This window comes from Enterobacter sp. HMSC16D10 (assembly GCF_001807145.1).
Classification (GTDB): Bacteria; Pseudomonadota; Gammaproteobacteria; order Enterobacterales; family Enterobacteriaceae; genus Enterobacter; species Enterobacter roggenkampii.
Genome location: NZ_KV787883.1, coordinates 1 through 26893, shown reverse-complemented (window position 1 = coordinate 26893; position 26893 = coordinate 1). Strand labels below are relative to the sequence as shown.

Below are 26893 nucleotides of genomic sequence, written 5' to 3'. Positions count from 1 at the left end.
CCTGGCAGAAAGCGACAGGGGATGAGTTTTTCCCGCCCGCCTGCTGGCACACTGGTCAAAAATGCCGCGACAGGAACCTGGAATGAAACGCACCGCAATAGCCTTTCTGATGTTACCCGCACTGGCACATGCCGACTGGTCATCGCCGGGGTTTGACGCATTTCGCGCCGAAGGCACCGGGATTTTCACCAGCCAGGCAAAGCTTGCGAAGGGTACGCGTCCTCTTACGCTCAGTTTTGACAAGACGTGCTGGCAGCCCACAGGCGCGATAAAACTCAATGAGATGCTGTCGCTCAAGCCCTGTGACGGTACACCGCCGCAGTGGCGCCTTTTCCGCGACGGTGAATACCAGATGCGAATCGATACACGCTCCGGCACGCCCACGCTGCTGCTGGCGGTTCAGAGCGCGACAGAACAGCCGGTGACCAACGTTATCCGCCAGTGTCCGAAGTGGGACGGTAAGCCGCTGACGCTGGACGTCAGCCATACCTTCCCGGAAGGCTCCGTCGTGCGCGACTACTACAGTAAACAGACGGCGACCGTACAAGATGGGAAAATCACCCTGCAGCCAGCCGCCAACAGTAACGGCCTGCTGCTGCTTGAGCGCGCCGAAACCGACAGGCCGGCGCCGTTTAGCTGGCAAAACGCCACCGTCTATTTTGTACTGACCGACCGGTATGTGAATGGCGACCCGAGCAACGACAACAGCTATGGCCGCCATAAAGACGGCATGCAGGAGATTGGTACGTTCCACGGCGGGGATCTCAAGGGACTGACCAGCAAGCTCGATTACCTGCAGCAAATGGGGGTGAATGCGCTCTGGATAAGCTCCCCGCTTGAGCAGATCCACGGCTGGGTAGGCGGCGGAACCAAAGGTGATTTCCCGCATTATGCCTACCACGGCTACTACACCCAGGACTGGACAACGCTCGATGCCAACATGGGCACCGAGGATGACCTGCATCAGCTTGTTGATGAGGCGCATAAGCGCGGCATTCGCATCCTGTTTGATATCGTCATGAACCACGTTGGCTATGCCACGCTGGCAGACATGCAGGAATTTCAGTTTGGTGCCCTGTACCTTCAGGGTGATGAACTGAAAAAGACGCTGGGAGAACGCTGGACGGACTGGACGCCTGGCGCAGGCCAGACCTGGCATAGCTTCAACGACTACATCAACTTCAGCGACAAGGCCGCATGGGAAAAATGGTGGGGTAAAAAGTGGATCCGCACCGACATCGGTGATTACGACAACCCCGGCTTCGACGATTTAACGATGTCGCTGGCGTTTCTGCCCGACCTGAAAACGGAATCCACCGCCCCTTCCGGGTTACCCAATTTCTATCAACACAAACCCGATACCCACGCGAAAGCTATTCCGGGCTATACCCCGCGCGATTACCTGATCCACTGGCTCAGCCAGTGGGTACGTGACTACGGCATCGACGGTTTCCGCGTGGATACCGCGAAGCACGTTGAGCTTGCGGCCTGGCAGCAGCTGAAAGACCAGGCAAGCCAGGCGCTGGCCGCCTGGAAAGGCGCTCACCCGGACAAAAAGCTCGACAACGCACCGTTCTGGATGACCGGCGAATCCTGGGGTCACGGAGTGATGCTGAGCGATTATTACCGCCACGGCTTCGACGCGATGATCAACTTTGATTATCAGGAGCAGGCGGCGAAAGCGGTAAATTGCCTGGCCGATATGGATCTCACCTGGCAGCAGATGGCGGAGAAGCTGCAAAGCTTCAATGTGCTGAGCTACCTCTCATCGCACGATACGCGTCTGTTCCGCGAAGGGGGCCAGCGCGCGGCGGAGCTGCTCCTGCTGGCACCGGGCAGCGTGCAAATCTATTACGGGGATGAGTCCGAGCGTCCGTTCGGGCCGACAGGCTCCGACCCGCTGCAGGGCACCCGCTCGGATATGAACTGGCAGGACGTCACGGGCAAGCAGGCCTTAACCGTCGCCCACTGGCAAACGCTGGGTCAGTTCCGCGCCCGCCACCCGGCGATTGGTGAAGGCAAGCAAACCACGCTGTCGCTGAAAGAGGGGTATGGATTCGTACGTGAACATGATGGCGATAAGGTGATGGTCGTCTGGGCGGGGAATCAGTAGATCATACCCCTCACCCTAACCCTCTCCCCATGGGGAGAGGGGAGAAGCTCCAGAACTATTCACTACACAAATCCACTCCCGCCCTATAAAACAACAAATCCGACCACACCACCCGATTTGCACCAACACGGTGCTAGCGTTATGGTTACCCACTTTCAAAATAAGCTCGACAGATCACCTGCTATGACGTTTTCACTTTTCGGCGACAAATTTACCCGCCATTCAGGCATTACTCGCCTGATGGAGGACCTCAACGACGGGCTGCGCACACCGGGCGCAATCATGCTCGGCGGCGGAAACCCGGCTCAAATCCCGGAGATGAATACCTATTTCCAGACCCTGCTCGCTCAGATGCTGGAAAGCGGCAAAGCAACCGATGCGCTTTGCAATTACGACGGCCCGCAGGGGAAAACCGAGCTGCTGGCACTCCTCGCCGAAATGCTGCGTGACGAGCTGGGCTGGGATATCGAACCACAGAATATTGCACTGACAAACGGCAGCCAGAGCGCGTTTTTCTACTTGTTTAACCTGTTCGCAGGACGTCGCGCGGACGGCACCACCAAAAAAGTGCTGTTCCCGCTGGCGCCGGAGTATATCGGCTATGCCGATTCCGGCCTGGAAGAGGATCTGTTCGTCTCTGCGCGCCCGAACATCGAGCTGCTGCCGGAAGGCCAGTTCAAATATCACGTCGATTTTGAACACCTGCATATTGGCGAAGAGACGGGCATGATCTGCGTATCGCGCCCGACTAACCCAACGGGCAACGTGATCACCGATGACGAACTGATGAAGCTGGATGCGCTGGCCAATCAGCACGGTATTCCGCTGGTGATCGATAACGCCTACGGCGTGCCGTTCCCGGGCATCATCTTCAGCGAAGCACGTCCGCTGTGGAACCCGAACATTGTCCTGTGCATGAGCCTCTCTAAGCTGGGTCTGCCGGGCAGCCGCTGCGGAATCATCATCGCCAATGAGAAAATCATTACCGCCATCACCAATATGAACGGCATTATCAGCCTTTCTCCGGGCGGCATTGGCCCGGCGATGATGTGCGAAATGATCAAACGCAAGGACCTGCTGCGTCTGTCGAATGACGTTATCAAGCCGTTCTACTACCAGCGCGTTCAGGAGACGATCGCGACACTTCGTCGCTATTTGCCGGAAGAACGCTGCCTTATCCACAAACCGGAAGGGGCGATTTTCCTGTGGCTGTGGTTTAAGGATTTACCTATCTCCACCGAACTGCTTTACCAGCGACTGAAAAAGCGCGGCGTACTGATGGTGCCGGGCGATTATTTCTTCCCGGGTCTGGATAAGCCATGGCCGCATACCCATCAGTGCATGCGCATGAACTACGTCCCCGACCCGGAAAAAATCGAAGCGGGTGTTAAAATTCTCGCCGAAGAGATCGAAAAAGCCTGGCAAGAAGGCAATTGTTAAAAAATAAGGCTCTTCAAATGAAGAGCCTTATTTTTCCGTGATCTGAATCTTATATTAAGGATATATCCTGTAGCGCTTCATTTATCATTCCCATTGAGTTTTCTTAGGAATATTCCTTTAATTTAGGCTCGCTAACCACCCTCTCAATAATTAAGCAAAAATTAAATATGCTAACTTATTGTTATTTTAAATAACCCTCTTCAACGCAGCAAAATACCTTCCTGAGTCGCTTTCATGCATATTTAAAAATACTGCATATACTCACTAATACGCCGCTCGGCGTTCTTTTGCGTGGAGTATTCATATGCTACCTAATAATGTTAGTCGCATCAGCGCTATTGCTGTTGCGGTACTGCTCGCGTTCTCTCTTTCTGCCTGTAGTGGAAGCGGTGGCGGATCTCACTCAACGGCCAAAAATAACCCTGCGACGGGAAGCAGCAGCGGCTCAGATGATGGAAGTGGCACAACCGCGAGCAATGGCGGTTCGGGCAGCAACGGATCGGGCACCGGAACGGGTTCAGGTACCGGGACAGGCGCTGGCGGCGGAACGGGTTCTGGTTCAGGGTCGGGATCAGGTTCAGGCTCAGGCTCAGGCTCAGGCTCAGGCTCAGGAGGCAGTGGAGGAACCACTACCGCAGGCGTAAATACGATACTAGGTGATGCCGGTAAAACCGTGACCAGCGTCGGATCCACTGTGGATAGCCTCGGAAGCCAGCTTCCGACAAATAATCCCGTCACGTCAACCGTCTCAACCACCGTCAGCGGTGTTGGCAGTGCCGTGTCCACCGTGGGGACAGGCGTCACGACTGGCGTTGGCGATCCAAACAACCCGAACGGTGTGGGTACCACGGTTAAAGGCGTGACCACGTCGGTCACCTCCCTCGGCAATACCGTTTCAACAGTAGGCACGGGCCTGGCGAGTTCCACTTCCGGAACCCCGGTCAGCGGCGTAACCGGCCTGACGGGCAGCGTGGTCAACAGCACCGGGCAACTGGTCAGTAACACCGGCACGGGTCTCACCAACACGGTAAGCAGCCCTGCTGTCACTCAGGTAACAACCGATACCACGACCCTGGCTAACAAGACGCTGGGCGGAGTACAAGGCGTGACGCAAACCGTAGGCACCACAACGGGTCTCGGCACACCGGTTAACGGTCTGCTGACCCAGGTGGGTGGCACCGTCAGCGGCGTGGGGACCAACATTAGCAGCAGCAATAGCGGGCTTAGCGGTGTCGGTCAGGTCGTTCAAAATGTCGGCCAGACGGTCACGGATAGCGGTACGCTAGTGAAACCCACATCAACCACCGGAGGCAGCGGCACAGGATCTCTGACGGCCGATGCCAATGTGACAGCCACAAACAATAGCCTGAGCACAACGGTCAATACCACCCTCAATACGCTGACTGCGGGTGTAACGGCCAATGCAGGCACAACCCAAAACACATCTACGACAAACCCGATTAACGGGCTCAACACGTTAACCTCGAGCCTACTGACGCCAAAACAGTAATCCTTTTACTGCCTGTCTGCGCCCCTGGTTCAGGGGCGCTTTATTCAGCGACATTTACCCCAACCGGGGATGACGAACAGGGATAGCGCGATGAAACACCACTTCCTTTTTTCGCTGACGGGGCTGGTTGTGCTGAGCATGGCCCGCGCCGATACTCTGCCCTCTATTATTAACCCCGATAACCCGGCGCAAGTTTCTCGTAACGTTGCCCCCGAACAGACTGAGGCCGCGCCACAGCCGAACGTCAAAATAGAAAAACCGAAGTCAACGCTGACGCCTGAAACGCCTATTACCATTCATCACATTCAGTTTATTGGCGGCACGCGTTATCCCTTGAAGGAATTACTTCAGCCCTTCAGGCCTTACGCTGGAAAAACCGTGCCGCTAAAAACGCTTACGGGGCTGGTAAACGATATTACGGAACGCTATAAGGCCGACGGTTTTCCACTCTCTTATGCCTGGCTGCCCGATAATAATTTCCAGCAGGGCAATATTAAAATTGTTCTGGTTGAAGGCTATGTCGCTCATAGCGACATCACCAGTAATAACCCGCACATCGCCGAACGTCTTAAACGTTTGTCTGAAAAAATCATGGCGGAAAAACCGCTGTCTCAGGATACGTTCGATCGCTACAGCCAGCTGATGACGCGCACCCCGAACGTTCCGGTTACGGCTAACGCGCAGCTGCCAACCAATATCTATGGCGCAGCGGCGATGCAAATCACCGGTAATCAGGAGCGGAGCTGGAATATCGCTTCCACCATCGATACCCGTAAAGGGCAAGATTTAATGATGCTGAACGGCACGCTCAGCAACATGACAAGCTATGGCGATCAGCTTGGCGTGGCCACGCTTGTGCCGTTAGATAGCAACACGCGAAAAAACTATGTCGGGCTCAACTGGCAGCAGTTTTTAAACGACGAAGGGCTGACCATGCAGCTCAAAGGCAGCTATTACCGTGAAGATCCGCGAGATTTTTCGCCCCTGCTCTCTTTGCCGAATAATATCAGCGTCGATTCGAAGCAAAAAACAACGCAATACAACGGCGGCGTGACGTTTGGCTACCCCCTGCTGCTGACGCAAAAATCGCAAATTAATCTGACCAGCGGTTTTGATTACACCGACCGCCAGGATGATTATGCCCTGCAGGCCAGACTGCTGGGCAAAACCTATAGCCTGGACTCCGTCAACCAGCACGCGCGTTATCCCGCGCTGGAAGTGGGCATCAACGGTGCACATCAGTTCACAACCGCCAGCATCAGCGGCCGACTCAACGTGCGTCAGGGTATTGATGCGATGGGAGCCGATATCGTCTCGGCCCCCAGGCCCGATATTAATTTTACGCTCACGAAAAGCTATCTGGACGCAGCCTGGCTGTTTGCCGATAAGTGGCGGCTATCAACGTCCTGGGAGGGGGACTGGTCAAACAACACGTTGCCAGAGCCCGAACGCGTTAGCTTCGGTGCACAGCGGTTTGGCCGTGGATACCAGGACAGTGAAGCAAGCGGTGATTACGGCTATGGCGGGCAGGTAGAACTGCGCTATATCCAGATGCGAAAAGAGAGCACATGGCTTGCCACAATCCAGCCCTACATGCTGGCCGATACCGCGCAAACCTGGTTTAACACCTCCGGCTTGCCTCATCAGCGGCTCGGGTCAGTGGCGGCCGGCGTGATGGTAGGCGATACCCGCCACTATAGCATCACGGTTGAGGCGGCAAGACCCGTCGGGGATGTTCCGACAGACAGTCGCAACAGAGACTGGCGCTACAGTCTGACGTTTACGTGGAATTTCAATAAAATGCAGTAAGCCTTTCAGCCCGAATACTGGCAGGATCAACGCAGCGCAGCGCGTGGGTTGGACAGGCCTCCACGCAGGCCGGTCCGCCTTCGCGCTGCACACATAAATCACATTTCAGCGCTTGTGCCCTGCTTCCCACCAGCCGTACCTGCATCGCCCCAAACGGACAGGCGACCATGCAGCTTTTACAGCCAATACAGCGCGTCTGCTCAACAAGCCAGGCGCCTGCCGTAAGGCTGATGGCATGGGTTGGGCAGACATTGGCACAGGGGGCGTCCTCGCACTGATGGCAACCCACCGCCGTAGTGTAGGCGTCCCCCTTCACCACCCGCAGGCGAGAGGTAAAAGCCTCTGCGGTGAATTCATCCTGATGCGCGACCGCACAGGCCACTTCACAGGTGCGGCACCCGATGCATTTTTCCGCATTCGCCATGATAAATCGGTTCATCTGTTACGCCTCGCGTACGTTAAAACCCAGCTCTTTTGAGATCGCATACGGAACGCGGCCGTGGATATCAAACACCAGCTCATCATACATGGCGCTCAGTTCAGTGATGGTGTTCCGCGTCAAAGGTTAGATCTGTTCCTGATGGCCACACGCCATAAAGATCTTGCCCATTGCTGAGCAGTAGAGAGGCATATGCTAGCTGATTCAGATCCCGGTTATGCAGCAGGAGCTGCTCGACAAGCATTATCTGCGTAAGCACGGGGCGAATGCCTACTACGGGCAGTGATCGGGCATTGAGATGGGCTTTAAGGAACAGCACTGCAGGCAAGATCGTAGGCCGGGTAAGGCAACGCCGCCACCCGGCTTTACCGCATCAGAAACGCCAGGTCAGGCCGGTCATCAGCGCGAAGCTGTCGTCGCGGTCGATCATCGGGCTGTTCTTCACGTCGTCAGGCAACACGGTGTAGACCGCGCTGGCGTTGAGATACAGCTTCTGGGTTAACTGATATTTAGCCACCAGGCCAACGTATGGCGTCCAGCTGTCGCCGGCGGTGTATTGATCCAGTCCGGAGCGGCGAGACTCGCTGCCGGATACGCCGTAGTAGTAGTCGTTATAGCTTTCGTCGCTGTAGAACACACCTACGGAAGGCGTCAGGGTCAGGCGCTCCATTTTGATCGGACGGAAGTACGATACTTCGCCGATCACGCCGCCGCTTTCATCCGTGGCATCACCAGAGACCGCCACTTTCAGCGACCCCCAGCTTTCGTGGCGGTAGTACGCCCCACCGAGGAAGGCGGATGCTTTACGCTCATCAAGCTGCTTCATCTGATGATCGTCGTTATCGTCAGGGTCGAAATGCAGCGGCATCCACGTTGCGGTCAGGCTCAATTCATTTTTTGCATCTTTCCACAGGATCCATCCGCCCGTAGTCTGACGAACGTAGAAACGATCGCCTTCGTAGATAATCAACGGTACTGCGGTCGTATTTTCGTTATAGCCTTTGTAAGGAGACTCATTAAATACAGCCCCCGCACCAAGTGAAAATTCACCGGCCATGGCAGACGTTGATGCAAATAACGTGGCAGCGATCAGTAAATTGTATTTAATAGTCATTCCATGTAATCCATATATATGCCAAACAAGCGAGGCGCATAATAATGGTTACAAAATTGCCAATGCAACGCTGCGGTTTATATAATATTATATATAAAATCATATAGATGGGTGTGCATAATGAGTACATTACAGCTAAAACCACGCGAATTAAAAATTATCTCCGTCATTGCAGCCACCCACAGCATTGGTGATGCCGCCGCCCTGCTGGGTATGGCGCAGGCCAACGTCAGTAAATATCTGTCTGATTTTGAAACGCGGGTTGGGCTCAAGGTTTTTGAGCGCACCACGCGGCAGCTGGCCCTGACCCAGTTTGGTGAAGCGTTACTCCCCTACGTGAATGCTACGCTGGATAAGAACAGCCAGCTTGTTAACTTCATTGCTGATTATAAGCATGAAAAGCGCGGAAAAGTGACGATCTATGCCCCAACAGGTATCGTGACCTACCTCGCGCGACACGTGATCCATCAGATAGAAGACATCGGCGACATCCGCATCTCCCTGAAAACCTACAATCTGGACCGGAATGAATTTTCAGAAGGCGTTACCTTTCCGGATGACTGCGACATTTTAATTACCTATGCTCAGCCGAAAGACGAAAGCCTGGTTGCCAGCGTGTTGACACAATATTCCGTTACGGCCTTCGCAACCGTAGAATATTTAAATAAACATCCCTTAACCGGACCTGAAGATTTAATTAATCACTCCTGTATTCTCATTGACTCCATGCTGGTCGATGAAGCCAACATCTGGCGTTTCCGCGTGCACGGCAGCGATGACGTGCATGACTACCGGGTGACCGGTAATTATATTTGCGACAATACGCAGACGGCCCTGGAGCTGGCAAGGAATAATCTTGGGATTGTTTTTGCGCCAAAAGAGAGCCTGAAAAAAGAATTAACGAAAGGCATGCTCGTCCCCTGCTTCCCGCATCAGGAAGAGTGGTGGCTCGACCTGACGGCCATCTTCCGCAAACGCGAATACCAGCCCTGGCGCGTGCAATACGTTCTGGATGGCGTCCTTAACTGCCTGCGCCAGCAAATTGCTCAGGCCGCCCACGGACGGCCTGAGCTGGGCGATTAGAATAGCCCCAGTGGCTTATCGGAATAGCTGACCAGCAGACATTTGGTCTGCTGGTAATGCTCCAGCATCATCTTGTGGGTTTCACGCCCGATGCCCGACTGCTTATAACCGCCAAATGCCGCGTGTGCCGGATAGGCGTGATAGCAGTTGGTCCAGACGCGTCCGGCCTGAATGCCGCGGCCCATTTTATAGGCCAGATTACCGTTGCGGCTCCAGACGCCTGCCCCCAGGCCATACGGCGTGTCGTTGGCAATCGCCAGCGCCTCCTCCATCGTTTTAAAGGTGGTCACGGCCAGCACCGGTCCGAAGATTTCCTCCTGGAAAACGCGCATGGTGTTCTGCCCGAACAGGATCGTCGGCTCAAGGTAATACCCGTCCTGCAGATCCCCTCCGAGCACCTTACGGCGTCCGCCGGTGAGAATATCCGCCCCCTCCTTCTTGCCGATGTCGATGTAGTTGAGGATCGTTTCCAGCTGTCCATGCGAGACCTGCGCCCCCATCTGGGTGACATTATCGAGCGGGTTACCGCTGCGGATAGACTCGACGCGGCGAATGGCCCGCTCCATAAAGCGCTCGTAGATGGATTCCTGCACCAGCGCGCGGCTTGGGCAGGTGCAGACTTCGCCCTGGTTAAACGCAAACAGCGCAAACCCTTCCAGGGCTTTATCAAAGAAGGCATCCTCTTCCTCCATCACGTCCGCGAAGAAGATGTTCGGGGATTTCCCGCCCAGCTCGAGGGTCACCGGAATGATGTTTTGCGTAGCGTACTGCATGATCTGCTGGCCCACCTCCGTCGACCCGGTAAACGCCACTTTGGCAATCCGTTTTGAGGTGGCCAGATATTCCCCTATCTCACCGCCCGCACCGTTGACCACGTTAATCACGCCCGGCGGCAGCAGATCGCCAACGATTTCCATCAGCAGCAGGACCGAGAGCGGGGTCAGACGCGCCGGTTTGAGCACAATACAGTTTCCGGCCGCCAGCGCGGGCGCCATTTTCCAGCTCGCCATCAGCAGCGGGAAGTTCCACGGAATAATTTGGCCTACTACCCCCAGCGGTTCGTGGAAGTGATACGCCACGGTGTCGCTGTCAACTTCGCTGATCCCGCCCTCCTGCGCGCGAATACAGGAGGCAAAATAGCGGAAGTGGTCGATAGCCAGCGGCACGTCAGCCGCCATCGTTTCCCGGATCGGCTTGCCGTTATCCCAGGTTTCCGCCGTCGCCAGCAGCTCCAGATTTTGCTCCATCCGGTCGGCGATTTTGAACAGGATCGCCGCCCGGTCCTGCACGGAGGTGTGAGCCCATTTCTCTTTCGCTTTGTGCGCCGCATCCAGCGCCAGGTCGATATCACGCTTACCGGAGCTGGCAATCTCGCACAGCGGCTGGCCGGTAACCGGGGTCAGGTTGGAATAGTATTCGCCGTCGACGGGCGCGACCCAGTCGCCGCCAATAAAGTTGTCATAACGGGGCTTCAGCTTGAGGGGAAAACCATACTCGCCGGGCTGGATACGCGATGAGGGAGGATTGTTTGTCATGTCCGTCTCCTTGCTGTTGGTGTACAACAAGGGTAGTTCCGGCTGGCGATTTTCTCGCCAACCGGTAACGGTGTTTACGACGGAGGTCACGGAGTTTCAGGAAATAATAACGAATCGCGCAACAGATGATCGTTACCGCGACGGCGGGTAAAGCCGATGCGGTTGAAGTATTCCAGGATCTGGATCGCCAGCTTACGGCCCACGTTCAGCCGATCGCGGAAATCCGCTGCGCAGGTCGAGCCGCGCGCCTGATCCAGCTCGCGGATCAGGTTGGCAAACGCCACAATGCGATCGTTACGGTAGTAACGATCTTTCACGATCGCGACGATTAGCCCCTGCTGCGCCGCATGGCGCAACACCTGCCGCATCAGCTGCTCTTCGGTATTCGTTTCGCGGGCCAGATCCCGAACCCACCACGGCTCATCGCCAAACAGCGGGGCTACTTTTTGCCATATCGCCTCCTGATCTGCGGTGAACCCGGCCTTGTGATCCGGCAGGTGCAGCCAGCCGTGGTGGCTTTTAATCACCCCGCTTTCGCGCATGTTTTCAATCAGCAGCAGCACCAGCGCATCGTCTTCCATCGGCAGCGCCATGCGTCGCAGACGCTCGCGCCCCGGGCCTGGCTCGTCCTGATGCTGTTCGTGGTAAGTCGCAAGTGTGTTCAGTATCTTACGCTGCCATTGCGCAGCAACCGGGGCATTGAGCAGGCTGTCTCCGGCCTGTATAAAGCCCGGCTCCTGGGTCAGCTGGCGTAAGCCTTCCCCGCTCAGCTGGCGTGCCCATGCAAAATCACGCAGACTCACCGCCCCGCGATCGAGGTGCACCCGCAGCGCGGCGTTATCCTCTTTGGCCTGCGCCAGCGCGGCCAGCCACTGCAGATATTCCGGCTTACGCTTGCCGCGTCGGGGTGGGTTAAGCGCCACCACGCGCGCCCCCGCCAGCGTTTCCCTTGCAGAAATGTCACGCAGTACCAGACGATCGTTGTCTGCCAGCCAGAGCGGCGAATCGAATACCAGCTCGGCAAGGTCGTTTTCCAGCAGCGACACGCGCCCGGTGATATGGCTGGCCGCGTGGTGAATATGCAGCGGCTGCCATTGGGTCAACGGCATGTGTGTCTGCAGGGAGACAATCACGCGTTCAGACGGTTCCGGCGGGGCATCGGCCAGCAGCCAGTCTCCGCGGTTCAGCTGCTCTTTTTCCGCATCCCCGGCAATGTTCAGCGCGATACGTTGTCCGGCGTGGGCACGGTCAGCGGGCTGGTTTTGTGCGTGCAGTCCGCGCACGCGCATCGGTTTATTCACGCCCGTCAGCCAGAGGGTATCTCCCACGCTGACTTCACCGCTCAGCGCGGTGCCGGTTACGACCAGCCCCGCACCTTTTACCGTAAAGGCCCGGTCGATCGCCAGACGAAAGCGGTGATGGCTGGCGTGAGCGCGTGATGAAAGGTGCTGTAAATGGTGGCGAAGTTCGTCGATACCACGCCCTTCTGTCGCCACGGTGACAAAAAGCGATGCGTCGGCAAAGCCATACTCCCGCAGGGTCACCTGGACCGTTTCGCGCACCTCGCTGACGCGCGCGTCATCCACGCGATCGGCTTTGGTCAGCGCCACGGTCAGCTGCGGGTTGCCGGTTAGCTGCAGGATCGCCAGGTGCTCGCGGGTTTGCGCCATCACGCCGTCATCGCAGGCCACCACCAGCAGGGCATGATCGATGCCGCCCACGCCCGCCAGCATGTTAGACAGAAACTTTTCATGCCCCGGCACATCAATAAAGCCCAGCACGCGGCCATCAGGCTGGGGCCAGTAGGCATAGCCCAGATCGATGGTCATACCGCGCTTTTTCTCTTCCGGCAGGCGGTCGGCGTTTACGCCGGTAATCGCCTGCAGTAACGTGGTTTTTCCGTGGTCAACGTGACCGGCGGTGGCAATAATCATTTCAACAACATCTCCAGAAATCGCTCTTCATCTTCAAGGCAGCGCAGATCCAGCCACATTCGGCCGTCGTAAATCCGCCCGATAACCGGCGTCGGCAGGCCACGCCAGCGTGACGACAGGGCGTCAAGATGGCTACCGCGCCCGTCACGCGGCGTGAACGTCAGCGCCTCACTCGGCAGCCTGTCCACCGGCAGCGACCCGCTGCCAATCTGCGACTGGCAGGGCTCAATGCGAACGTCAAAATCGGGGTAGTGCGGGGCGACGCGCGGCAGCAGTAATTCGGCCTGGGCGCGAATCGAGGCGGCATCGCGGCTTAACAGGCGCAGCGTGGGCAGGCGCTCAGCCAGTTTTTCCGGATGGAGATAGAGCCGCAGCGTCGCCTCCAGCGCGGCAAGCGTCATTTTATCGGCGCGCAGGGCGCGCTTGAGCGGATGCTGCTGCAGCTGCGCAATCAGCTCGCGCTTGCCGACGATAATCCCGGCCTGCGGCCCGCCCAGCAGTTTGTCGCCGGAAAAGCTGACCAGGCTAACGCCCGCCGCAATCATCTCTTGCGGCATCGGCTCTTTTGGCAGCCCGTACAGGCTCAGATCCACCAGCGAGCCGCTGCCGAGATCGGCAATCACCGGTATATTCAATTCGCGCCCAATCGCCGCCAGCTCCGCCTCTTCAACCGTTTTGGTGAAGCCTTCAATATGGTAATTGCTGGTGTGAACCTTCATCAGCAGGGCGGTATTTTCATTCACCGCCGCGCGATAGTCTTTCGCATGGGTACGGTTAGTGGTACCCACCTCATGCAGCGTACAGCCCGCCTGGCGCATCACGTCAGGAATACGAAACGCCCCGCCAATCTCCACCAGCTCGCCGCGGGACACCACCACCTCTTTGCCGCTGGCGGTGGCCGCCAGCATCAGCAGCACCGCTGCGGCGTTATTATTCACAATGCAGGCATCTTCCGCGCCGGTCAGCTGGCACAGCAGCTCCGCCAGCGCGCGGTCGCGGTGCCCGCGTCCGGCGCCGTCCAGATCGTACTCCAGCGTTACGGGCGCTTGCATGGCCTGCACGACCGCGGCAACGGCCTCTTCCGCCTGCTGCGCGCGCCCCAGGTTGGTATGCAGCACGGTTCCGGTCAGGTTTATCACCGGGCGTAATGCGCTTTGCGCCTTCTCATCCAGCCGCTGTTCAACTTCCTGCTCCCACGCGCTACACCAGGCGGGCAAGGCGTTTTCTGCCTGAATCGCGCATCGGGCTTCGTCCTGAAGCAGGCGTAACATTTCAACCGTCGCGGTATGGCCGAAACGCTCAGCAACGGCATGAATGCGGGGTTCGCGAAGAAGACGGTCGGTAGCGGGGATCTGGCTGTACAGCGAATGATGAGTAGTCATGAAGGCGCCTGGCGAGTAAATATCTTCCCCCCTCCCGACGGGAGAGGGAGTTAACATGTGGGGGGATTGTACCGCCTCCGACGGCGAAGTGTTATAACCCGCGTCAAGCCTTTGGTGGTTCGGTACGGGCAAAGCTCTCGCGGCTAAACAGCGTGTCTGCAAGCTTCACCAGCAGCGGACGGTCGACGCACCAGCCCGGGGAGACGTGGCGGAAGTTGAGATAACCAATCGCGCAGGCGATGGCGATGGTCCCCAGGTTCAGGCTGTCGGTGTCGATCTTTCCCTCCCGGATAAGCTGTTCACACCTGTCCAGGCTGCGGCTGATTTTTTCCCGCTGGCGTAACAGTTCCGTTTCCGACTGCTGGGCAGCGGGCCTTGCCTGCTCCCGTACGGAGGTTAATGCCGCATCCATAATACCGTCGGCCAGGGCTTCGACCTGCTTCACCGCCAGCGCCGCTTTTGGGTCAGCAGGCAGCATAGCCGGGGCAACGCCCAGCAGCTCAATGTACTCGGCAATAATTGGGGAATCGAACCAGTACTCGCCCTCGTCCGTGACCAGCGCCGGGACTTTTCCCAGCGGGTTGTACTGCGCAACGCCGTTTTCCGCGTTGTAAGGCTGTTCATTCACAAATTCAAATTCAATCCCCTTCTCCAGCAGGAGAATCGAGATTTTTCGCACGAAGGGACTGGTGTAGCTGCCGATGAGTTTCATTGCCTGATCCTTAATGCCGGAAAAAAGTCAGTATGGATCAAGCGATGAAAAAAGGGCAGGTCTGCATGTCGCATTCCTGCCCTGGAAGGATTAGTGATCGAGGTAGAGGTAGTGCATCCAGCTGGTCATACGCAGCAGTACTTTACGCATGACCGAGACGTGGGCGAAGTGGTCCGAATAGACCGCCACCTGGGCATAGATACCGTCCGGCAGGGCATCGACTTCAGCGTCAGGGCTCAGCTCGATGATGGCCTGCACGCCATCCGTGCCCGGCGTGACCGTCAGAGACTGGAGCGCACCCTGCGCCTGATAGGTTCCCCCCGGCACCACCGGCAGAATTGCGGTGAGCTTCCCGGAGAATACCTGGCCCGGCAGGGCGTTAAACACCACTTCCGCTTCATCGCCCGGTTTCAGACGCAGCAGCGAGTTCTGGCGGAACTGGGCCACAATCTGACGCTTCTGTTCAGGAATGAAGACCATCACCGGACGCAGAGGCAGCGCGGCGGCATAGGTCCCCGGACGGATCAGCACCTGGGTGATGTAACCATCGCTCGGCGCACGCACTACGGTCTGGTCCAGGTTATATTTGGCTTCGGCAAGCTGGGCACGTAACGAAGCAATCTGCGACTGCTCGCCGTTCACCATGCTGTCTAACTGGCTTTGAATCTGCACCTGCTCAGCCACGGAGCCTTTCACCATGGCATCCTGTGCCAGATAGTTTTGCCGCGCGTTATCAATATCGCTTTCAGAGAAAGGATTCACCTTCGCCTGACTGCCTTTCAGGTAGCGCTGATAATCTTTATAGAGGCGATCGCGCTCAGCGGAGACGCGTGTGGTATTGGCAACCGCTTCCGACAGCTGCGCTTTCAGGTTATCGATATTGTGCGTCGCGGTTACCAGGTCAGCCTGGAGTCTGTCGACGCGCGCCTGGTAGCGGCCAGGATCCAGTTTAAATAACACTTCGCCTTTTTTAATAAGCTGGTTATTTTTATCCGTGACTTCACTGACCACACCGGTCACCTGCGGCGTGATTGGAATAGAAATAACCGCTTTTTGCGCCGTAAAGGTATACGGATGGTTATAGTTCATTAACAGAATAAGACCGGCAACAATAAATACGCCGCCTAATGTTGCGGTGGCAAGCGTCCACTGGTTGACCGGAATTCGGAATATTTTAAAAATGGCCCAGGCAAATGCCACGTAGGTCAAAATAATCAACAGATCCATGATTAGCGCTCCAGCGTGTTCTTATCAGCAGTGGGCTGTACTGCAGCCAGCTTTTGTTCGAGTTCCGCCACGCGTTTGGCCAGCGCATCCATGCCCGGAACTTCATCAGGCTTTGTGATGTGGTTTTGCATGCCCCAGCCGCGATCTTCGCGGTACAGCGTGGCCCAAATCCACAGGAATGGCCAGATGGCATGGAGTGTAAACAGGCTAATCCAGCCTGCCGTATGAATGGCATCGGCATGCGGATGGTTACGCTTTTTGGCCATATTATAAGGAATATCATGGATGGCGATGATTCCGTAAAAGAGAACCAGAAATACAAAAATCAATACGCCCAGCGCAAAATAGTTGAGAAACATATTCTCCTCACTTAAACAACGTCAACTCATTAAATTAATAAAACGGTACGCAACCTAATTAATTTTTTTATAAACACGGGGATGTGCTTACTATTTCCGAGCCGGGGAGTATGAGTTTTTATAATATCTCCATGCAAGTTTATAAGCGTGTCAAAATATATCCTGAATAATAATAGACTTAACCTTACAATATGAGCGTAATCCACCTTTTAACTTTTCGCCATACCACACATCAAAAGTGGTTTTTTAGCTTATCGTGTCGTGCCATATCATCCTGGCGCTGAAACGCGAAGCAGAGTTTGCCGCCGATCACAGCCGGAGAAATCTGCATAAAAATATTTTGTGAAATCAGTCACAATCCAGAAACAAACACGCCATGACAAAACGTGACAGCAATCACACAAAGGGGTGGATTTTGCTTTTTTTCTCGCCATCGTATTTTTTTTGCCCACTTATTTTGTGATTGAGATCACTTCATTGACATCCCTACCCCCTGCCTTTACGTGACACGCATCACATAAATTTTCCCTGTCTGGACAGTTGAACGATTCAGTGCCAGATTTCACAGCATCAGAACAGGGCCCGGCTACCTCTGCCGCCTCATTAACAATAAACCTCGGGCCATAAGCCTAAGCGTAAACAGAAGAAGGGGTGTTTTATGTCATCCGATTTCAAGATCAAAGTTCAAAGCTTTGGTCGTTTCCTCAGCAACATGGTGATGCCAAATATCGGCGCGTTTATCGCGTGGGGTATCATCACTGCATTGTTCATTCCGACAGGGTGGTTGCCTAACGAAACGCTGGCGAAACTTGTTGGCCCAATGATTACCTATCTCCTGCCGCTGCTCATCGGTTTCACCGGGGGTCGTCTGGTGGGCGGTGACCGTGGTGGCGTCGTGGGTGCCATCACAACCATGGGTGTTATCGTCGGTGCGGATATGCCGATGTTCCTCGGTGCGATGATTGCCGGTCCTCTGGGCGGTTGGGCGATTAAGAAATTCGACGTCTGGGTTGATGGTAAGATCAAATCCGGCTTCGAAATGCTGGTGAACAACTTCTCTGCGGGCATCATCGGGATGATCCTCGCCATTCTGGCGTTCCTCGGCATTGGCCCTGCGGTTGAAGTGTTGTCTAAAGTTCTGGCGGCAGGCGTAAACTTCATGGTGGCGCATGAGATGCTGCCGCTGGCGTCGATCTTCGTTGAACCGGCGAAAATCCTGTTCCTTAACAACGCCATCAACCACGGTATCTTCTCGCCGCTGGGTATTCAGCAGTCTCACGATCTCGGCAAGTCCATCTTCTTCCTGATTGAAGCCAACCCGGGTCCGGGTATGGGCGTACTGCTGGCGTACATCTTCTTTGGCCGTGGCAGCGCAAAACAGTCTGCTGGCGGTGCGGCGATCATCCACTTCCTGGGCGGTATCCACGAAATTTACTTCCCATACGTGCTGATGAACCCACGTCTGATCCTGGCCGTTATCCTCGGCGGTATGACCGGCGTGTTCACGCTGAGCGTCCTGGGCGGCGGTCTGGTTTCTCCGGCCTCTCCGGGTTCTATCCTGGCGGTACTGGCGATGACGCCAAAAGGCGCTTATTTCGCGAACCTCGCAGCTATCTTTGCGGCAATGGCCGTCTCCTTCGTGGTCTCTTCTATCCTGCTGAAAACCAGCAAGGTGAAAGAAGATGATGACATCGAAGCCGCAACCCGTCGTATGCACGACATGAAAGCCGAATCCAAAGGCGCAACGCCACTGGCAGCAGGTGATGTTTCTAACGACCTGAGCCACGTGCGTAAAATCATCGTTGCCTGTGATGCCGGTATGGGTTCCAGCGCAATGGGTGCAGGCGTGCTGCGTAAGAAAGTGCAGGATGCAGGCCTGACCAACATCTCCGTGACCAACAGCGCCATTAACAGCCTGCCGCCGGATGTTGACCTGGTGATTACGCACCGCGATCTGACCGAACGCGCCATGCGACAGGTACCACAGGCACAGCACATTTCGCTGACCAACTTCCTCGACAGCGGCCTGTACACCAGCCTGACCGAACGTCTGGTTGCCGCGCAGCGTCACGAAGACAACGAAGTGAAAGTGCGCTCCAGCCTGCAGGACAGCTTTGACGAGAGCAATGCCCACCTGTTTAAGCTGGGTGCGGAAAACATCTTCCTCGGTCGTACCGCGGCCACCAAAGAAGACGCGATTCGCTTTGCCGGTGAGCAGCTGGTGAAAGGCGGCTACGTTCAGCCTGAATATGTCGACGCGATGCTGGAACGCGAAAAACTGACGCCAACCTATCTGGGCGAATCCATCGCGGTGCCGCACGGTACGGTTGAAGCGAAAGATCGCGTCCTGAAAACCGGCGTCGTATTCTGTCAGTACCCGCAGGGCGTGCGCTTCGGTGAAGAAGAAGATGACATCGCCCGTCTGGTCATTGGTATCGCCGCTCGCAACAACGAGCACATTCAGGTGATTACCAGCCTGACCAACGCGCTGGATGACGAAACGGTTATTGAGCGTCTGGCGAACACCACCAGCGTTGAAGAAGTTCTGGCTCTGCTTAACAAATAACGGTACTCCTCCCTCTCCCCCCGGGGAGAGGGCTAGGGTGAGGGGAAAACGTTCCTCACCCCAGCCCTCTCGGGTAAAAACATTGATGAAGGTTAACACTATGAAAGCATTACATTTTGGCGCAGGTAATATCGGTCGTGGTTTTATCGGTAAACTGCTGGCAGACGCGGGCATTACCCTGACATTCGCCGATGTGAATCAGGTCGTCCTGGATGCCCTGAATGCCCGTCATAGCTATCAGGTCCATGTGGTGGGCGAAAACGAGCAGGTTGAGACAGTATCTGGCGTCAACGCGGTCAGCAGCATCGGCGACGACGTTATTGATCTTATCGCCAGCGTCGATCTGGTCACCACCGCCGTGGGCCCGGTTGTGCTTGAGCGCATCGCCCCTGCGGTCGCGAAAGGCCTGGCAAAACGTAAAGCGCAGGGTATCGACACCCCGCTGAACATCATCGCCTGTGAAAACATGGTGCGCGGCACCACGCAGCTGAAAGGCCACGTTCTCAACGCTGTGGCAGATGAAGACAAAGCCTGGGTGGAAGCGCACGTCGGTTTTGTGGATTCCGCCGTGGACCGCATCGTTCCGCCGTCAGAATCTGCCACCAACGACCCGCTGGAAGTGACCGTGGAAACCTTCAGCGAGTGGATCGTTGATAAAACCCAGTTTAAAGGCGACTTGCCTACTATTCCGGGAATGGAATTAACCGATAACCTGATGGCATTTGTCGAACGCAAACTCTTCACGCTGAACACCGGGCATGCTATAACCGCGTACCTCGGAAAATTGGCCGGTCATCAGACCATTCGTGATGCGATCCTCGATGAGAAGATCCGCGCGGTGGTAAAAGGGGCAATGGAAGAGAGCGGCGCGGTGCTGATCAAACGCTACGGTTTTGATGCTGAGAAACACGCAGCATACATCCAGAAAATCCTCGGTCGCTTTGAAAACCCGTATCTGAAAGATGACGTTGAGCGCGTGGGCCGCCAGCCGCTGCGTAAGCTGAGCGCGGGCGACCGCCTGATTAAGCCGCTGCTGGGCACGCTGGAATACGGTCTGCCGCACGCCAACCTGGTGAAAGGAATTGCCGCCGCGATGCACTACCGCAGCGAGCAGGACCCGCAGGCGCAGGAACTGGCTCAGCTGATTGATACCCAGGGCGCGCAGGCTGCGCTGGCGCAGATTTCCGGTCTGGACGCCAACAGCGACGTGGTTGTGGAGGCGGTTAACGCATACAACGCAACCAAATGATGCAGAATGCGGCGCAGGTAATCCTGCGCCCTGATTACAGATTGTCAGATATGCAGGCAATAATGGAACAAACCCAGGCCTTTGAAAATCGTGTGCTTGAGCGTCTGAATGCTGGCAAAACCGTACGAAGCTTCCTGATTGCCGCCGTCGAGCTGTTAACCGAGGCGGTGAATATCCTGGTGCTTCAGGTGTTTCGCAAAGACGACTACGCGGTAAAATATGCTGTAGAACCGTTACTGGACGGAGACGGACCGCTGGGCGATCTATCCGTGCGTCTGAAGCTGATTTATGGTCTTGGCGTGCTGAACCGACAAGAGTATGAAGATGCGGAGCTGCTAATGGCGTTGCGCGAAGAACTCAACCATGACGGTAACGAATACACCTTTACCGACGATGAGATCCTGGGGCCGTTCGGCGAGCTGCACTGCGTCACCGCGCTTCCTCCGGCACCGCAGTTTGATAACAGCGACCCGGAGCTCTACGCGATGCAAAAGCTGCGTTATCAACAGGTTGTCCGTTCTACGATGGTCCTTTCCCTGACTGAGCTGATTTCCCGAATCAGCTTAAAAAAAGCGTTTCAGAAGTAAGCCTGCTCACATTGGTGTATCCTTCCCTGTAAATTCCCCGTTTTCAGAGTTATTTGTCATGAAAGAAGTCGAAAAGAACGAAATTAAACGCCTGAGCGACCGCCTGGATCTCATCCGCCACCAGATGGCGGGCCTGTCGCTGGTCGACTCCGCCGAGAAGTACGCCGAGCTTGAGAAAGAGACCGCGAAGCTGGAAGCGGAGATCGAGCGCCTGCGCGAGGTCAAAGGCCAGAAGCTGAGCAAAGAAGCGCAGAAGCTGATGAACATGCCGCACCGCCGTGCGATCACCAAAAAAGAGCAGGCCGACATGGGCAAGCTGAAGAAAAGCGTCCGTGGTCTGGTGGTGGTTCACCCGATGACCGAGCTTGGCCGCGAAATGGGCCTGAAAGAGATGACGGGTTTTTGTAAGACGGCGTTCTGATTTCATGCCGGGTGGCGCTGCGCTTACCCGGCCTACTCTTTTCCCCTTCGCGTGAATTGGTCCAACCAATAGCGCAATCAATCCTCCCCCGGTTCACAATTCCATTATTTCCGCTCACAAAACCATTGCTAGCTCATAACATCTGGTTAACCATTCATTGTCATTAACCCTACAACACAACATTGGCAGGACCACTTTTACACAGACTGTGACGCAGAGATGAGCGGAGACTCACCCGCAGCGCAGGCTGTCTGGTCCCCAGGAGACCTGCATGAGCCTCTGGCAACAAAACTACGACCCGGCCGGAAATATCTGGCTGTCGAGCCTGATCGCATCGCTGCCGATCCTGTTCTTCTTCTTTGCGCTGATTAAGCTCAAGCTGAAGGGCTACCTTGCCGCGACGTACACCGTCGCCATCGCCCTGATGGTGGCGCTGTTCTTCTACAAGATGCCGGTCGATCGCGCACTGGCCTCCGTCGTCTACGGTTTCTTCTACGGCCTGTGGCCGATTGCGTGGATCATCATCGCGGCGGTCTTCGTCTATAAAATCTCGGTGAAAACCGGGCAGTTCGACATCATCCGCTCGTCGATTCTCTCCATCACGCCGGACCAGCGCCTGCAGATGCTGATTGTCGGCTTCTCCTTCGGGGCGTTTCTGGAAGGCGCGGCAGGCTTTGGCGCACCGGTGGCGATCACCGCCGCGCTGCTGGTGGGGCTGGGCTTTAACCCGCTGTATGCCGCGGGCCTGTGCCTGATTGTGAACACCGCGCCGGTGGCGTTTGGCGCGATGGGTATTCCGATTCTGGTGGCGGGCCAGGTGACCGGTCTGGACAGCTTTGAGATTGGCCAGATGGTTGGCCGCCAGCTGCCGTTCCTGACCATTATCGTCCTCTTCTGGATCATGGCGATTATGGACGGCTGGCGCGGCGTGAAGGAGACCTGGCCTGCGGTGATGGTGGCGGGCGGTTCGTTCGCGATTGCCCAGTACCTCAGCTCGAACTTCCTTGGCCCGGAGCTGCCGGACATCATCTCTTCGCTGGTGTCGCTGGTCTGCCTGACGCTGTTCCTGAAACGCTGGCAGCCGGTTCGTATTTTCCGCTTCGCCGACATGGGCGCTTCGCAGGTCGATCAAACGCTGGCCCGCACCGGCTACACCGCAGGCCAGGTGATCCGCGCCTGGTCGCCGTTCCTGTTCCTGACCGCCACGGTTACGCTGTGGAGCATCCCGCCGTTTAAAGCCCTGTTCGCCCCGGGCGGCGCGCTGTACGACATGGTCATTAACGTTTCTGTCCCGTTCCTCGACAAGATGGTCGCCCGTATGCCGCCGGTAGTGCACGCCGCCACGCCGTATGCCGCGGTCTATAAATTCGACTGGTTCTCCGCCACCGGGACCGCCATCCTGTTTGCCGCTATTCTTTCCGTGGTGTGGCTGCGCATGAAACCTGCGGCTGCGGTACAGACCTTTGCGGCGACCGTTAAAGAGCTGATGCTGCCGATTTACTCCATCGGCATGGTGCTGGCGTTCGCGTTTATCTCGAACTACTCCGGTCTGTCATCAACGCTGGCACTGGCGCTGTCCCATACCAGCCACGCCTTCACCTTCTTCTCGCCGTTCCTCGGCTGGCTGGGGGTGTTCCTGACCGGTTCCGATACCTCGTCTAACGCCCTGTTTGCCGCACTGCAGGCAACGGCGGCCCAGCAGATTGGCGTGTCGGACGTCCTGCTGGTGGCCGCAAATACCACCGGCGGCGTGACCGGGAAAATGATCTCCCCGCAGTCCATCGCCATTGCCTGTGCGGCGGTGGGACTGGTCGGTAAAGAGTCGGATCTGTTCCGCTTTACCGTGAAACACAGCCTGATATTCACCTGCATGGTCGGGGTGATCACCACCCTGCAGGCCTATGTCTTAACCTGGATGATCCCATGATAGTGATGCCCAGACGCCTGTCCGACGAGATTGCCTCTCGCGTGCGGGCGCTGATTGAAGAACAACAGCTGGAAGCGGGCATGAAGTTGCCCGCCGAACGCCAGCTCGCCGCCCAGCTTGGCGTGTCGCGCAATTCACTGCGCGAGGCGCTGGCGACGCTGGTCAGCGAAGGGGTGCTGGTAAGCCGTCGCGGCGGCGGCACCTTTGTACGCTGGCAGCATGACGACTGGTCCGAGCAAAACATCGTTCAGCCGCTGAAAACGCTGATGGAGAACGACCCCGACTACAGCTTCGACATCCTTGAAGCGCGTCACGCCATCGAAACCAGTACCGCCTGGCACGCGGCCATGCGGGCAACCGAGGCCGACAAAGAGAAACTCATCGCCTGCTTTGAGGCCACGCAAAGCAGCGACCCGGATATCGCCTCCCAGGCGGACGTGCGCTTTCACCTGGCGATTGCCGAGGCGTCGCACAACGTGGTGCTGCTCCAGACCATGCGCGGGTTCTTCGACCTGCTGCAATCCTCCGTGAAGCAGAGCCGCCAGCGGATGTATCTGGTTCCGCCGGTGTTTGCCCAACTGACCGAACAACACGAGGCGGTGCTCAACGCCATTCTGGCCGGTGATGCCGAGGCCGCACGCAAAGCGATGATGGCGCATCTCGGTTTCGTGCACACCACGATTAAACGATTCGATGAAGACCAGGCCCGACAGGCGCGTATTACCCGTCTGCCTGGCGACAGTGATATTTCCAGGGAGAACAAAGCATGATTATTTCAGCAGCCAGTGACTATCGCGCCGCGGCGCAGCGCATTTTGCCCCCGTTCCTGTTCCACTATATTGACGGCGGGGCGTATGCCGAATACACCCTGCGCCGCAACGTGGAAGACCTGTCGGAGGTGGCGCTGCGCCAGCGCGTGCTGAAGAATATGTCTGACCTCAGCCTTGAGACGAAACTGTTCAACGAAACGCTCTCCATGCCGGTCGCGCTCGCGCCTGTCGGCTTATGCGGCATGTACGCCCGCCGTGGTGAAGTGCAGGCCGCCGCGGCGGCGGATGCCAAAGGCATTCCGTTTACCCTCTCTACCGTCTCGGTTTGTCCGATCGAAGAGGTCGCCCCGACCATCAAGCGCCCGATGTGGTTCCAGCTGTACGTCCTGCGGGATCGCGGCTTTATGCGTAACGCGCTCGAGCGCGCCAAAGCGGCGGGCTGCTCCACGCTGGTCTTTACCGTTGATATGCCGACCCCCGGCGCGCGCTACCGCGATGCCCACTCCGGCATGAGCGGCCCAAATGCGGCGCTCCGCCGCTACTGGCAGGCGGTAACGCATCCACAGTGGGCGTGGGACGTCGGCCTGAACGGTCGTCCACACGATCTGGGGAATATCTCGGCGTATCTGGGTAAACCCACCGGGCTGGAGGATTACATCGGCTGGCTGGCGAACAACTTCGATCCGTCCATCTCCTGGAAAGACCTGGAGTGGATCCGCGAATTCTGGGACGGCCCGATGGTGATCAAGGGGATCCTCGATCCGGAAGATGCCCGCGACGCGGTCCGCTTTGGCGCAGACGGGATTGTGGTCTCTAACCACGGCGGACGCCAGCTCGACGGCGTGCTCTCTTCCGCCCGCGCCCTGCCGGCCATTGCCGATGCGGTGAAAGGCGATATTGCCATCCTGGCCGACAGCGGGATCCGCAACGGGCTGGACGTGGTGCGCATGATTGCGCTGGGTGCCGACAGCGTGCTGCTGGGCCGCGCGTATCTGTACGCCCTGGCGACGGCGGGCCAGGCGGGCGTGGCGAATCTGCTTAACCTGATCGAAAAAGAGATGAAGGTAGCGATGACGCTGACCGGTGCAAAAACGATTAGCGAAATCAGCAGGGATTCTCTGGTTCAGGAGTTAAGCAAATTACCGGCAGCGCTGGCTCCGCTTGCTCAGGGAAACGCGGCCTGAATTACCCCTCGTTAACACCTCTTCTCATGCGTCCGATCTCCCCCTCGGGCGCTTTTTTACGCCAAAAATAACATCCAGATAACATATTGGATAAGAAAATTTGACATCTACCTGTCTCCCGCAATTGTATAGACAAGCAAAGACAAGAACACAAAAACAACATCACATCAGAGGGGAGCGTATGACCTATTCAGGTAAGGTGGATATTCAGCAGGTGATCGACGACAGCCGCTTTTCAGGGTTTCACTGGCTGCTCATTGTGCTGGGCTTTCTGGTTCTGGCGATCGATGGCTTTGATACGGCGGCGATGGGCTACATCGCGCCCACGCTGTCGGCAGAATGGGGGATCCATAAGCAGGATCTGGGGCCGGTGCTGAGCGCGGCGCTGCTGGGGCTGTCGCTGGGCGCGCTGATTGCCGGTCCGGTATCGGACCGGATGGGACGCAAGCGCGTGCTGGTCTTCTCCTGCCTGTTCTTCGGCCTCGCGAGCCTGGGGACGGCCTGGGCGCAAAGCCTGAATACCCTGACGCTGTGGCGCTTCCTGACCGGCCTGGGGCTCGGTGCCGCCATGCCGAACGCCATTACGCTGATCTCCGAGTTTGCCCCCCAGCGCTGTCGCGCGATGGCGATCAATACCATGTACTGCGGCTTCCCTCTGGGTGCGGCGGGCGGCGGCGCGATCTCGTCCTGGCTGATTCCCCACCACGGCTGGCGAAGCGTGCTGCTGACCGGGGCAATTGCGCCGCTGATTTTAACGCTGCTGCTGGCGCTGCTTTTACCGGAGTCGGTGAAGTTTCTGGTGCAGCGCGGGAAAGATGTCATGCAGATCCGCCGTATCGCCAGCCGGTTCTCGCGCAGCACGCTGGAGGGCGTCACGGGCTTTTCCTGGCGGAGGAGAAGGTCGCGTCTAAAAAAGGGAGCGTGTCGCAGCTGTTTTCCATGCCCTGGCTACCCGGCACCCTGATGCTGTGGATCACCTACTTTATGGGACTGGTGATTTATTACGTCCTGCTGAGCTGGATGCCGACGCTGATGCAGGGGATGGGCTATGCCCTGGCGGAATCCGCATGGCTGACTTCGCTGTTCACCTTCGGCGGTACCGCGGGGATCCTGCTCGCGGGCTGGATGATGGACCGCTGGGAAGCGCACAGGGTGGTTGCGTGTGGTTTCGTCCTGACGATGGGCCTTATTCTGTTACTGGGCATTGAGCATAACCATATCGCCCTGTTTGGCGGGCTGATCTTCCTGATGGGGATCGCGATGAACGGTGCGCAGTCGGGCATGCAGACCCTGGCCGCCACCTTTTACCCTACCGAGTGCCGCGCGACGGGCATCGCCTGGATGCAGGGCATCGGCCGCTTTGGCGGCGTGGCGGGAACCATGACCAGCGCCCAGCTTCTTTCCATGCAGTGGCAGGCAGACAGTATTTTAATGATCCTCAGCGTGCCCGCTCTGCTAGCCGCGGCGGCAACTGTCTACAAAATGCGGCATAAGGGGTCCGCTTGGAAAACGGAATCTATGGTCACTCCCGT

The 26893-nt window shown here is 56.9% G+C and carries 21 protein-coding genes and 3 pseudogenes; 15 read left to right on the top strand and 9 right to left on the bottom strand.

The annotated features are described in order from the left end of the window. Window positions 1-82 precede the first annotated feature (82 nt). The 5 genes from HMPREF3143_RS13555 (at window position 83) to HMPREF3143_RS13535 (ending at window position 6872) form a co-directional block, all read left to right on the top strand. The gene (locus HMPREF3143_RS13555; RefSeq protein WP_070533368.1) at window positions 83-2113 is read left to right on the top strand and encodes an alpha-amylase; all 2031 of its coding nucleotides are present in this window, start codon (window positions 83-85) and stop codon (window positions 2111-2113) included. A 183-nt stretch (window positions 2114-2296) separates the two neighbouring features. Next, window positions 2297-3553 (top strand): valine--pyruvate transaminase, encoded by a 1257-nt coding sequence (avtA, locus tag HMPREF3143_RS13550; protein ID WP_023294831.1) that lies wholly within the window; start codon window positions 2297-2299, stop codon window positions 3551-3553. 317 nt (window positions 3554-3870) lie between these two features. Continuing rightward, window positions 3871-4197, top strand: a complete 327-nt coding sequence (locus tag HMPREF3143_RS13545; RefSeq protein ID WP_050488803.1) for a hypothetical protein — start codon at window positions 3871-3873, stop codon at window positions 4195-4197. 29 nt (window positions 4198-4226) lie between these two features. Then, window positions 4227-5063, top strand: a complete 837-nt coding sequence (locus HMPREF3143_RS13540; RefSeq protein WP_223861891.1) for a collagen-like triple helix repeat-containing protein — start codon at window positions 4227-4229, stop codon at window positions 5061-5063. Window positions 5064-5153: 90 nt separating this feature from the next. Beyond that, on the top strand, window positions 5154-6872 hold the full coding sequence (locus HMPREF3143_RS13535) for a ShlB/FhaC/HecB family hemolysin secretion/activation protein (protein ID WP_070533366.1): 1719 nt from the start codon (window positions 5154-5156) through the stop codon (window positions 6870-6872). Here HMPREF3143_RS13535 and HMPREF3143_RS13530 read toward each other — a convergent pair. Together HMPREF3143_RS13530 and HMPREF3143_RS25680 are read right to left on the bottom strand one after the other, a co-directional pair. Then, window positions 6856-7311: a 4Fe-4S dicluster domain-containing protein gene (locus HMPREF3143_RS13530; RefSeq protein ID WP_032664685.1), complete on the bottom strand. Its 456-nt coding sequence runs from the start codon at window positions 7309-7311 to the stop codon at window positions 6856-6858. The two genes, HMPREF3143_RS13535 and HMPREF3143_RS13530, sit on opposite strands and share 17 nt — an antisense overlap. 27 nt (window positions 7312-7338) lie before the next feature. Further along, window positions 7339-7506, bottom strand: a pseudogene (locus HMPREF3143_RS25680) (IclR family transcriptional regulator C-terminal domain-containing protein); the annotation flags it as partial. Window positions 7507-7516: 10 nt separating this feature from the next. Between HMPREF3143_RS25680 and araD the strand changes: the two are divergent. Further along, window positions 7517-7597, top strand: a pseudogene (gene araD / locus HMPREF3143_RS24895) (L-ribulose-5-phosphate 4-epimerase); the annotation flags it as partial. An 87-nt stretch (window positions 7598-7684) separates the two neighbouring features. On the opposite strand, the gene HMPREF3143_RS13525 reads toward araD, so the two are convergent. After that, window positions 7685-8425: a MipA/OmpV family protein gene (locus tag HMPREF3143_RS13525; RefSeq protein WP_070533364.1), complete on the bottom strand. Its 741-nt coding sequence runs from the start codon at window positions 8423-8425 to the stop codon at window positions 7685-7687. Between the two features lie 120 nt (window positions 8426-8545). Between HMPREF3143_RS13525 and HMPREF3143_RS13520 the strand changes: the two genes are divergently transcribed. After that, window positions 8546-9508 carry a LysR family transcriptional regulator gene (locus HMPREF3143_RS13520; RefSeq protein ID WP_008502735.1) on the top strand — a complete coding sequence of 321 codons (963 nt, stop codon included), beginning with the start codon at window positions 8546-8548 and terminating at the stop codon, window positions 9506-9508. On the opposite strand, the gene aldB is transcribed toward HMPREF3143_RS13520, so the two are convergent. The 6 genes from aldB to HMPREF3143_RS13490 form a co-directional block, all read right to left on the bottom strand. Next, window positions 9505-11043 carry an aldehyde dehydrogenase AldB gene (gene aldB / locus HMPREF3143_RS13515; protein ID WP_023617402.1) on the bottom strand — a complete coding sequence of 513 codons (1539 nt, stop codon included), beginning with the start codon at window positions 11041-11043 and terminating at the stop codon, window positions 9505-9507. The two genes, HMPREF3143_RS13520 and aldB, sit on opposite strands and share 4 nt — an antisense overlap. Before the next feature lie 86 nt (window positions 11044-11129). Continuing rightward, entirely contained in the window at window positions 11130-12977 is a 1848-nt protein-coding gene (gene selB / locus HMPREF3143_RS13510) for a selenocysteine-specific translation elongation factor (RefSeq protein WP_070533362.1), read from the bottom strand. Then, complete coding sequence (gene selA / locus HMPREF3143_RS13505; protein ID WP_045337114.1) at window positions 12974-14359, bottom strand: L-seryl-tRNA(Sec) selenium transferase; 1386 nt, start codon at window positions 14357-14359, stop codon at window positions 12974-12976. The genes selB and selA overlap by 4 nt, the downstream gene beginning before the upstream one ends. Before the next feature lie 103 nt (window positions 14360-14462). Further along, window positions 14463-15071, bottom strand: coding sequence for a glutathione S-transferase (locus HMPREF3143_RS13500; RefSeq protein ID WP_008502731.1), 609 nt, complete (start codon window positions 15069-15071; stop codon window positions 14463-14465). A 90-nt stretch (window positions 15072-15161) separates the two neighbouring features. Beyond that, window positions 15162-16298 (bottom strand): HlyD family secretion protein, encoded by a 1137-nt coding sequence (locus HMPREF3143_RS13495; RefSeq protein WP_021242439.1) that lies wholly within the window; start codon window positions 16296-16298, stop codon window positions 15162-15164. A gap of 2 nt (window positions 16299-16300) precedes the next feature. Next, the gene (locus tag HMPREF3143_RS13490) at window positions 16301-16657 is read right to left on the bottom strand and encodes a DUF3302 domain-containing protein (RefSeq protein WP_008502729.1); all 357 of its coding nucleotides are present in this window, start codon (window positions 16655-16657) and stop codon (window positions 16301-16303) included. A 658-nt stretch (window positions 16658-17315) separates the two neighbouring features. Here HMPREF3143_RS13490 and HMPREF3143_RS13485 point away from each other — a divergent pair. The 8 genes and pseudogenes from HMPREF3143_RS13485 to HMPREF3143_RS13450 all read left to right on the top strand — a co-directional run. Then, complete coding sequence (locus HMPREF3143_RS13485) at window positions 17316-19223, top strand: PTS mannitol transporter subunit IICBA (RefSeq protein ID WP_021242437.1); 1908 nt, start codon at window positions 17316-17318, stop codon at window positions 19221-19223. 85 nt (window positions 19224-19308) lie between these two features. Next, complete coding sequence (gene mtlD / locus HMPREF3143_RS13480) at window positions 19309-20472, top strand: mannitol-1-phosphate 5-dehydrogenase (protein WP_084832029.1); 1164 nt, start codon at window positions 19309-19311, stop codon at window positions 20470-20472. Beyond that, complete coding sequence (gene mtlR / locus HMPREF3143_RS13475) at window positions 20469-21059, top strand: mannitol operon repressor MtlR (protein WP_008502725.1); 591 nt, start codon at window positions 20469-20471, stop codon at window positions 21057-21059. The genes mtlD and mtlR overlap by 4 nt, the downstream gene beginning before the upstream one ends. Window positions 21060-21117: 58 nt before the next feature. Beyond that, window positions 21118-21480: a YibL family ribosome-associated protein gene (locus HMPREF3143_RS13470; protein WP_008502724.1), complete on the top strand. Its 363-nt coding sequence runs from the start codon at window positions 21118-21120 to the stop codon at window positions 21478-21480. Between the two features lie 271 nt (window positions 21481-21751). After that, window positions 21752-23407, top strand: coding sequence for an L-lactate permease (lldP, locus tag HMPREF3143_RS13465; protein ID WP_025910565.1), 1656 nt, complete (start codon window positions 21752-21754; stop codon window positions 23405-23407). Then, window positions 23404-24177: a transcriptional regulator LldR gene (gene lldR / locus HMPREF3143_RS13460; RefSeq protein ID WP_032654503.1), complete on the top strand. Its 774-nt coding sequence runs from the start codon at window positions 23404-23406 to the stop codon at window positions 24175-24177. Before lldP ends, lldR begins: the two co-directional genes overlap by 4 nt. After that, window positions 24174-25361 carry a quinone-dependent L-lactate dehydrogenase gene (lldD, locus tag HMPREF3143_RS13455; RefSeq protein ID WP_008502721.1) on the top strand — a complete coding sequence of 396 codons (1188 nt, stop codon included), beginning with the start codon at window positions 24174-24176 and terminating at the stop codon, window positions 25359-25361. The genes lldR and lldD overlap by 4 nt, the downstream gene beginning before the upstream one ends. Before the next feature lie 181 nt (window positions 25362-25542). Further along, window positions 25543-26893, top strand: a pseudogene (locus HMPREF3143_RS13450) (MFS transporter); the annotation flags it as partial.